The organism is uncultured Pseudacidovorax sp. (genome assembly GCF_913773995.1).
Classification (GTDB): Bacteria; Pseudomonadota; Gammaproteobacteria; order Burkholderiales; family Burkholderiaceae_C; genus Xenophilus.
Genome location: NZ_CAJYES010000163.1, coordinates 1 through 8,039 on the forward strand (window position 1 = coordinate 1; position 8,039 = coordinate 8,039).

Genomic DNA, 8,039 nt, shown 5'->3' on the forward strand with positions numbered 1-8,039 from the left:
GGCGTGTCTCCGATGCCGCCGGTGTTCGTCGATCCGGCGGTCGAAGCGCATTGAAACACTAATATATTAGTGCGTCAAATGCCAGAATCGGGGCGCTGATGGCCCCCCTGTCCAAGACCCGACTCGACCGCACGCGCCTTGCCGCGCCGCAGGTGCTCGAAACGCTGCGCGGCGCGATCCTTGCGCTCGACCTTCCCCCTGGCTCGGTGCTCGCGCGCCAGGAGCTGGCCGACCATTTCGGCGTGAGCCAGACGCCCGTGCGCGAGGCCCTGCTGCGCCTGGCCGAGGAAGGGCTGGTGGATGTGTTTCCGCAGCACGCCACGCTGGTCAGCCGCATCGACATCGCGGCGGCGCGGCAGGCCCACTTCCTGCGCCGCTCGCTGGAGCTGGAGCTGGTGCACCAGTTGGCCACGAGCGCGCCGGCTGAGCTGCTGGCGCGGCTGAAGGCCACGGTGACCCAGCAGTCGGCGCTCGCCAAGGCCCAGCGTTATGGCGACTTCGTGGAGGCCGACCGCGACTTCCACCGCCTGATGTACGAGGCCGCCGAAGTGCCCGGCCTGTGGGCGCTCGTCAACAAGGCCTCGGGCCATGTGGACCGGCTGCGGCGGCTGCACCTGCCGACGGCCGGCAAGACCGAGTCGATCCTGCGCGACCACCGTGCCATCGTGCGCGCCATCGAGGCCGGCGATCCGGCCGCTGCGCAGCAGGCGCTGCGCACGCATCTGTCGGGCACGCTCAGCGCGGTGGACGAAATCTGTCGGCAGTACCCGGACTACGTCCTCGTCTGAGCACGGTCGGGCCCGCCTCCTGAGTGGCGAGGCTCAGTACTTCCTGCCGAAGTTCGCCGCGATACGCTGCTTGAGGTAGTCGCCCGCGGTGATGGGCGGGTACTTGCCCGAGGGCGACTCGATCAACGCGTCGCGGTTGGCCTGGCAGAAGAAGGCGATGCTGTAGCGCGGACCCATGTATTCGCCCGGCAGCGGGTTGCGCACGCGGTGGAAGTTGCTGGGCAGCTGGTCGTCGCTCCAGCGCATGAGCATGTCGCCGATGTTGCAGGTGATGACGTCTTCGTCGGGCGGGATGGACGTCCACTCCTGCTTCTCGAATTCCTTGCCCGGGCACACCTGCAGGCCGCCCTGGCCCTGGCGCTGGTAGAGGATCGTCAGGCAGTCGAAGTCGGTGTGCGCACCGGCGCGCCACAGGTCCAGGTTGGCCTGCGCCTCGGGCGGGATCGCGTAGTAGTGCAGCAGACGCAGCGTGCTCTGGTACTCGGCGCTGGACTTGTCGTGCGCGCGGGTGAAGAACTCGGTGTCGAAGCCCAGCTTGAGCGCGAAGCAGGACAGCACCTTCATGCCGATTTCCCAGCTCTTCTGCTCGAAGGCCAGCATGGCGGCCTTGAAGCCGGGCAGTTCGGCCTCCGTGGGGAAGAGCGGGCCCATCAGCGGCAGCGTGATCTGGTAGCTCTCCTTCTGGTCGGCGGTGCCGGTGGAGGGCCGCACCTGGGCCTTGCTCTCCCAGCCGGCGTTGTTGGCCAGAGGGTACTGGGCCTTCACCGCATCGGGCAGCGCGAAGAAACGCTCGGCCTCGGCGAAGGCGGCGCGGATGTCGGCCAGGTCGATGCCGTGGTCCACCAGCTGGAAGAAGCCGACGTCGACCGCGGCATCCCACAGCTGGTCGGCGATCTCGGCGCGGCGGGTGTCGAAGTCGGCCAGGCTGATGCGGCGCACCTCACGGGTGGTGGTCTCCGAACCCATCGCGCCCATGCGCGATTCCTTTTCAAGCTCGGCAAGGGCGAAGTCGGGGGTGGCGGTCGTGGCGATGGCGGTCATGGTGGGGCTCTCCGGTGAGTGGGGTGGAAGGAAGATGTCCGTCCGTCGGAGACCATGGAGGGCGGGCTTCGGGGCTGCTGCTGCATCCTGATCGCGCCGCGCCACGGTGCACGTGGGCAGGACGTCAAGAGCAATTCCCGGGCCGCTGACACCTGCCGGGGCGGCAAGTGGGCGTTGCTGAACGCTTCTACTCTCTGGGCGGCGATTATGGCCGTCGTTGCGGGGGCCGCGGCAAGCGCTTTCTGGCCTTCCCGAGGCGTCCGCAGGGTCTCTTGCGCCAAGCCGGGGCGCGATCGACCAGGGCGGTGCACACGCGGCCGCTGCCGCACCACATGCGAACACTGGCGGTGCACGAGCCCGGCCGCGTGGGCTTGCAGGCATCGACGCACGCGCGGCATGGATCGTGCTGAAACCCTTGCAGGAGTAGAAGCGTTCAGCGGCCCCATCCGGAGCCGCCCGGAAATTGCTCTGGCATCCCCGCGCCTGGCCCAACGGCCCGCGAGGCTTCCCAACGCATTCCTTCGAAGACCGCACCATGCTGCATCGTCGCTCTCTCCTGGCTGCCTCGGGCGCCGCCACCCTGCTCGCCGCCACGCCCTTCGTGCGTGCCCAGGGCTCCCTGCAGAAGTTCAAGTTCAACCTGGGCTGGAAGGTCGAGGCCACGGCCGCCGGCTTCCTGCTGGCGCAGCAGCGCGGCTACTACAAGGACGCCGGGCTCGACGTTGCCATCGACACCGGCAACGGCTCGGCCGCCGCCATCAGCCTGGTGGGCAGCGGCGCCTACGACTGCGCCTCGGCCGATCTGGCCACCATGGTCGAGTTCGACGTCAACAACCCCACGGCCGGCCTCAAGGCCGTGGCCATCCAGTACGACCTGAACCCCAACGCCATCCTGGTGCGCAAGGACGGCCCCATCAAGAAGCCCACCGACCTGGCGGGCAAGACGCTGCTGGGCCAGCCCTTCAATGCCTCGCGCAAGCTGTTCCCCGCCTTCGCCAAGGCCCAGGGCTTCGACCCGGCCAGCGTCAAGTGGGAGAACGTGGCACCCGACATCGGCGACACCCGCTTCGTCAAGGGCGACTTCGACGGCGCGGGCTACTTCTACTTCACCGGCCTGCTCAACCTCAAGCTGCGCGGCATGGGCCCGGAGCAGATCACGGCGTTCCGCTTTTCGGACTACGGCATGAAGTCGTACGGCAACGGCCTGGTCGCCAATGCGAAGAGCATGGAGAACGCCGAGGCCATGAAGGCCTTCGTCAAGGCCACCACCCGCGGCTGGATCGAGGCCATGGCGGACACGAAGGCGGGCGCCGCCGCCATCAAGGCCCGCGAGCCGCTGGCCAACGAGGCCATCGAGCACGAGCGCCTGCAGCTGATCGTCGACGGCAGCATGAAGACGCCGGGCACGATGGCCCACGGCTGGGGCGCCGCCACGCCCGAGCGCCTGCAGGCCACCATCGACGAGACCGTGGCCGCCTTCGGCCTGAAGAGCTCGCCCACCGTGGCCGACATCTGGACCGACCGCTTCCTGCCCACCGCCGCCGAGCGCAAGCTCAAGGCCTGAACGCAGCTGGGGCCGCCATGTCCATTCCCGTCATCGACCTGCACGATGCCCTGGCGCTGGGCGGCCCGCGCAGCGCCGAGGTGGCCGCGCAGATGCGCGCCGCCGCCATGGGCTCGGGCTTCTTTTACGTGCGCCACCACGGCGTGCCGGCCGAACAGGTGCAGGCCCAGTTCGAGCTGGCCCGACGGCTGCTTGACGTGCCGATGACCACGCGCGAGGCGCTGGAGATGCACAAGTCGCTTGCGATGCGCGGCTACGAGCTGATGGGCGCGCAGACGCTCGACGCCGCCGCGCGGCCCGACCTGAAGGAAAGCTTCTACTGCGGCATGGCCTACCCGGCCGACCATCCCTATGTGCTTGCCGGCTACCAGACCTACGGCCACAACCAGTGGCCGGTCGAGGTGCCCGAGGCGCCCGCGCAGTGCGAGGCCTACATCCAGGCCATGCTGGCCCTGTCGCGCCGGCTGATGCAGCTGATGGCGCTGTCGCTCCAGCTCCCCGAGACCTGGTTCGACGCCACCAGCGACAGCCCCATGGTCACGTTGCGCATGATCCGCTACCCCGCCCATCCCGAAGGCGCGGACGCGCGCACCTTCGGCGCCGGGGCGCACACCGACTGGGGTGCCATCACCATCCTGGCGCAGGACGGACGCGGCGGCCTCGAGGTGCAGATGCCCGGCGGCGACTGGCTGCCCGCCACGCCCATCGAGGACTGCTTCGTGGTCAACCTGGGCGACATGATTCCGCGCTGGACCAACGGCCTGTATCACTCCAACCCACACCGCGTGCGCAACGTGCATTCGGGCGGGGCGCCGCGCTACTCCATCCCGTTCTTCTACGAGCCCGATTACCTGGCCCGCATCGAGGCCGTGCCCGGCACCGTGCCTGCGGGCGAAACGCCGCGCTTCGCGCCCTGCACGGCCGGGGAGCACTTGGTGGAGATGTACCGGCGCACCTATGGCGCCGCCGCCGCGGACTGATGACGCGAGTCACCAGACCTTCGCCGCGGCCATCGCTGTCGCGAACAAGTACTCACAGTCGACACAAGGCCTTGATCCAGCGTCATACTCGTTTGTGAATTAAGTCACAGAATGGCGGTTCGCACAGGAGGTAACGATGTCGATCGAATACCTGGCTCGCATCGAGAACGAACGCTTTCCGCTGGCCGTGCGGCAGACGGCCGAGGTCGACCATGTGCTGCTGCTGAAGGCCGCCCAGCTGATCACTGCCAGCGTGCCGGCCGTCGGGCCCTTCGGCCCGGGGTCGGCGCGGGAGGCCGTGGTCTTCGGCATCACCGAGCTGGGCCTGCGCACCCTTCGCCAATCCACCCTGCCGCCCGAGGCCCCGTTGCACCGGCAGGAACGCTCCCTGGATTTCGACGCCTGAGTGCCGGCGTCCCGCCGTCCCTGACCGGCCGGGCATCGCTGCCCCCATCACCGGTTTCCGTCTTTCGCTGACGGCGCTACTCCTGTCCGCCTGCGTGCGCGGCTGGCACGGCTCCTGCAGAATTCGCCTCCCCGGCCTGTCTGCACGCCTCCTTTCCTGCGGCCATCGCGCGCCGCCCGCTCCAGGTCTTCCTCCCCCCTGCTTCCCCTGGAAGCCGCGCTCGACGAGCGCGACGGACGCTACCTGCGCAAGGCCATCGGCTGGTCCCATGCCGGCCGCCGCCGCGGCAACCGGCCCTTCGGCGCCGTCATCGTGTCCGAGGACAACCGCGTGCTGACCGAGGACTACTGCAACAGTGGCGAGACCGGCGACGTGACCGGCCATGCCGAGACCAATGCCATCCGCAAGCTCGCCGGCCTGGGCATCGGCCGCGAGGTGCTGGCCAGGGCCACGATCTATTCCTCGGCGGAACCCTGCGTGATGTGTGCGGGTGCCATCTTCTGGTCGGGCATCGGCCGCGTCGTGTTCGGCATCGATGCCGAACGGTTGCGCGACTTCCGCGGCGAGCGCTCGGACCAGCGCGACGCCGAACTCTCCTGCCGCGATGTGTTCCGAGCCTCGCCCCACCCCATCGACTGCATCGGCCCCGCCCTGATCGACGAGGCCGGCGCCGCCCATGTGGGGGCGTGGAAGGCCTGATGCCCTGGCACGCCCGACTCTCCATCGACTATTCGGCCCGCGACGGCCGCAGCGTGGCCCGTTTCCGCCATGACGGCCCGCTGCGCATCCTGCAGAGCCTCTACCCCGAAGGCGACGCCATCTGCCACAACGTGCTGGTGCATCCGCCCGGTGGCCTGGTGGGCGGCGACACGCTGGACATCCGGGTGTCGGCCACGGCCGGGAGCCACGGCCTGGTCACGACCCCGGGCGCGTCCCGCTTCTACCGCAGCGAAGGCGAGCCGGCCGTTCAGCAGACCCATCTGCAGGTACAGGCCGACGCCAGGCTGGAGTGGCTACCGCTGGAGGCGCTGTGCTACAGCGGCTGCAATGCCCACAACCGGCTGCGCCTCGACGTGGCGCCGGGCGGCGAGCTTCTGGGTTGGGACGTGACAGCTCTTGGTTTGCCCCATGCGGGTCAGCAATTCGCGGCCGGCAGCCTGGAGCAGCATGTGGAAGTGCCGGGAGTGTGGCTCGAACGCGGTCGCATCGACGCGGGCGACGCCCTGTTGCTGGACGGCGCCCTGGGCCTGGCCGGACGACGTTGCCTCGCCTCGCTGTTCTACGTGAGCGGAACATCCATTCCCCGTGAGCGACGCGAGGCCCTGCTGGAGATCGCGCGCACGCGGCTGGACAGGCACCTACTCGCCGACACCGCGGGCGCCACCAGTCCGCAGCCCGCGATCATCGTCGTGCGCGTTCTTGCGCCGGTGGTCGAACCCGCCATGCACCTGCTGCGCGCCATCTGGACCGACTGGCGCCGCGAGCTCTGGCGGCTAGAGGCCGCACCGCCGCGCATCTGGTCGACCTGACAGGCGGCGCCGTCCAGCCGAGGGCCGGGGTGGCGCCGACCTTCCGCACTACGCAGGAAACGGCGCGGGCAACGGCTCCGGCGGTGGTGAAGGCGGCACGGGCGGTGCAGGCTCCGTGCCGGGAGGAAAGGGTTCGGTCAGCGGCGGCACCGGGGTGGGTGGTGGGGGGTCGGTGCCCGGCACCGGAGCGCCCGCGGCCACCAGGTCACGCCCGTTCATCGGCGATCCTCCTGCTGCTGGCGGCGCTCGGCGCCGAGCTTTTCCATCATCTCTTCGCCCACCGAATCCTTGCCATCCAGCGGCACGGACTCTTCCTGGGTGACTTCGGGCTCGTCCTTGTAGCGGGGGCTTGGCGAGCCATTGTCTTGGCGGGGTGCCTCGCTGCGCGGCGACGAGGCGGGTGTCGCGCCTTGCGCGGCGTCGTCCTTGGAGGGGTCTTGGGTTTGCGTCATCAAAGAGACGCTGCGGCCCGGCACCCGGGCCCGTCTACGTCCATTCGCCACATCGGCTGTCAGCGATGGCCGACGCCTCCGCGGCCATCGCCGCGCTAGCGTGGACCTAGATCGGAGCGCCATGACATCCCTCGCCCCCCCTGCCCCGCCATCGCCTGTTGCCGGCGCCGACATTCCCGCCCGCCTTGACCGTCTGCCCTGGTCGCGCTGGCACTGGCGCGTGGTGATCGCACTGGGCATCGCCTGGGTGCTGGACGGGCTGGAAGTGACCATGGTGGGCTCCATCGGCGGCGTGCTGGAGCGCGGCGATACCCTAGGCCTGACCGCGGCGCAGGTGGGCCTGGCCGGCTCGCTCTACGTGGCCGGCGCGGTGACCGGTGCACTGGTCTTCGGCCGCATGACCGACCGGCTCGGCCGCAAGAAGCTGTTCATGCTCACGTTGGCGGTGTATGCGGCCGCCACCTTCGCGACGGCCTTCTCGCCCACCTTCGCCATCTTCGCCATCTGCCGCTTCTTCACCGGCCTGGGCATCGGCGGCGAGTACGCGGCCATCAACTCCGCCATCGACGAACTGGTGCCGGCCAGAGTGCGGGGCCGGGTCAACCTGGCGATCAACGGCAGCTTCTGGCTCGGTGCTGCGCTGGGCGCGGGACTGGCGCTGGTGGTGCTCGACCCGCGGGTGTTCGGGCCGGTGTGGGGCTGGCGGGTGGGCTTCGGGCTGGGCGCGCTGCTGGCGCTGGCCATCGTGCTGATCCGTCGCCATGTGCCCGAAAGCCCGCGCTGGTTGGCAGCGCATGGACGGACGGAGGAGGCCGAACGGATCGTGGCCGACATCGAGGCCGAGGTGGCGCGCGAGCATGGCCCGCTGCCGCCGCCCGCCGCGCATCCGCCGGTGGGCCACCGCCCCAGCCCCAGCCTGCGCGAGGTGGCGCGCGTGCTGCTGGTGCACTACCGCCAGCGCAGTGCGGTGGCGCTGGGGCTGATGCTGTCGCAGGCCTTCTTCTACAACGCGATCTTCTTCACCTATGCGCTGGTGCTGACGCGCTTCCATGGCGTGGATGCTTCGCGCGTGGCCCTCTACATCTTTCCCTTCGCGCTGGGCAATGTGCTAGGGCCGCTGCTGCTGGGCCCGCTGTTCGACAGCATCGGACGGCGACGCATGATCGCCCTCACCTATGCAGGCGCCGGCGTCGGCCTGGCGCTGACGGGCTGGAACTTCATGGCCGGCTGGCTGGATGCGCGCACCCAGGCGCTGGCCTGGTCGGCGGTGTTCTTCCTG

Annotated in this window: 9 protein-coding genes; 7 read left to right on the forward strand and 2 right to left on the reverse strand. The window is 69.6% G+C overall.

What is annotated here, in order from left to right; genetic code table 11:
- The first annotated feature begins 98 nt into the window (after positions 1–98).
- On the forward strand, positions 99–788 hold the full coding sequence (locus QZ772_RS15275; protein ID WP_295527904.1) for a GntR family transcriptional regulator: 690 nt from the start codon (positions 99–101) through the stop codon (positions 786–788).
- 33 nt (positions 789–821) lie between these two features.
- On the opposite strand, the gene QZ772_RS15280 is transcribed toward QZ772_RS15275, so the two are convergent.
- Complete coding sequence (locus QZ772_RS15280; protein ID WP_295527907.1) at positions 822–1,829, reverse strand: 2OG-Fe(II) oxygenase family protein; 1,008 nt, start codon at positions 1,827–1,829, stop codon at positions 822–824.
- Positions 1,830–2,364: 535 nt separating this feature from the next.
- Between QZ772_RS15280 and QZ772_RS15285 the strand changes: the two genes are divergently transcribed.
- The 5 genes from QZ772_RS15285 to QZ772_RS15305 all read left to right on the forward strand — a co-directional run bounded on the left by QZ772_RS15285 (position 2,365) and on the right by QZ772_RS15305 (position 6,308).
- On the forward strand, positions 2,365–3,393 hold the full coding sequence (locus QZ772_RS15285) for an ABC transporter substrate-binding protein (protein WP_295527909.1): 1,029 nt from the start codon (positions 2,365–2,367) through the stop codon (positions 3,391–3,393).
- Positions 3,394–3,410: 17 nt separating this feature from the next.
- Positions 3,411–4,373, forward strand: coding sequence for a 2-oxoglutarate and iron-dependent oxygenase domain-containing protein (locus QZ772_RS15290; RefSeq protein ID WP_295527912.1), 963 nt, complete (start codon positions 3,411–3,413; stop codon positions 4,371–4,373).
- A gap of 136 nt (positions 4,374–4,509) precedes the next feature.
- Positions 4,510–4,779: a hypothetical protein gene (locus tag QZ772_RS15295; protein ID WP_295527914.1), complete on the forward strand. Its 270-nt coding sequence runs from the start codon at positions 4,510–4,512 to the stop codon at positions 4,777–4,779.
- 156 nt (positions 4,780–4,935) lie between these two features.
- Complete coding sequence (locus QZ772_RS15300; protein WP_295527924.1) at positions 4,936–5,478, forward strand: nucleoside deaminase; 543 nt, start codon at positions 4,936–4,938, stop codon at positions 5,476–5,478.
- The gene (locus tag QZ772_RS15305) at positions 5,478–6,308 is read left to right on the forward strand and encodes an urease accessory protein UreD (RefSeq protein ID WP_295527917.1); all 831 of its coding nucleotides are present in this window, start codon (positions 5,478–5,480) and stop codon (positions 6,306–6,308) included. Before QZ772_RS15300 ends, QZ772_RS15305 begins: the two co-directional genes overlap by 1 nt.
- A 215-nt stretch (positions 6,309–6,523) precedes the next feature.
- Here QZ772_RS15305 and QZ772_RS15310 read toward each other — a convergent pair whose 3' ends face one another.
- The gene (locus tag QZ772_RS15310) at positions 6,524–6,763 is read right to left on the reverse strand and encodes a hypothetical protein (protein ID WP_295527920.1); all 240 of its coding nucleotides are present in this window, start codon (positions 6,761–6,763) and stop codon (positions 6,524–6,526) included.
- Positions 6,764–6,881: 118 nt separating this feature from the next.
- Here QZ772_RS15310 and QZ772_RS15315 point away from each other — a divergent pair.
- Positions 6,882–8,039 (forward strand): MFS transporter (locus QZ772_RS15315; RefSeq protein ID WP_295527922.1); only part of this gene is annotated, 1,158 nt, incomplete at its 3' end.

What these genes read in the sequence shown, in the direction of transcription:
- QZ772_RS15275 (WP_295527904.1), top strand. Translation starts at nt 99, where the DNA reads ATGGCCCCCCTGTCCAAGACCCGACTCGACCGCACGCGCCTTGCCGCG.
- QZ772_RS15280 (WP_295527907.1), bottom strand. Translation starts at nt 1,829, where the DNA reads ATGACCGCCATCGCCACGACCGCCACCCCCGACTTCGCCCTTGCCGAG.
- QZ772_RS15285 (WP_295527909.1), top strand. Translation starts at nt 2,365, where the DNA reads ATGCTGCATCGTCGCTCTCTCCTGGCTGCCTCGGGCGCCGCCACCCTG.
- QZ772_RS15290 (WP_295527912.1), top strand. Translation starts at nt 3,411, where the DNA reads ATGTCCATTCCCGTCATCGACCTGCACGATGCCCTGGCGCTGGGCGGC.
- QZ772_RS15295 (WP_295527914.1), top strand. Translation starts at nt 4,510, where the DNA reads ATGTCGATCGAATACCTGGCTCGCATCGAGAACGAACGCTTTCCGCTG.
- QZ772_RS15305 (WP_295527917.1), top strand. Translation starts at nt 5,478, where the DNA reads ATGCCCTGGCACGCCCGACTCTCCATCGACTATTCGGCCCGCGACGGC.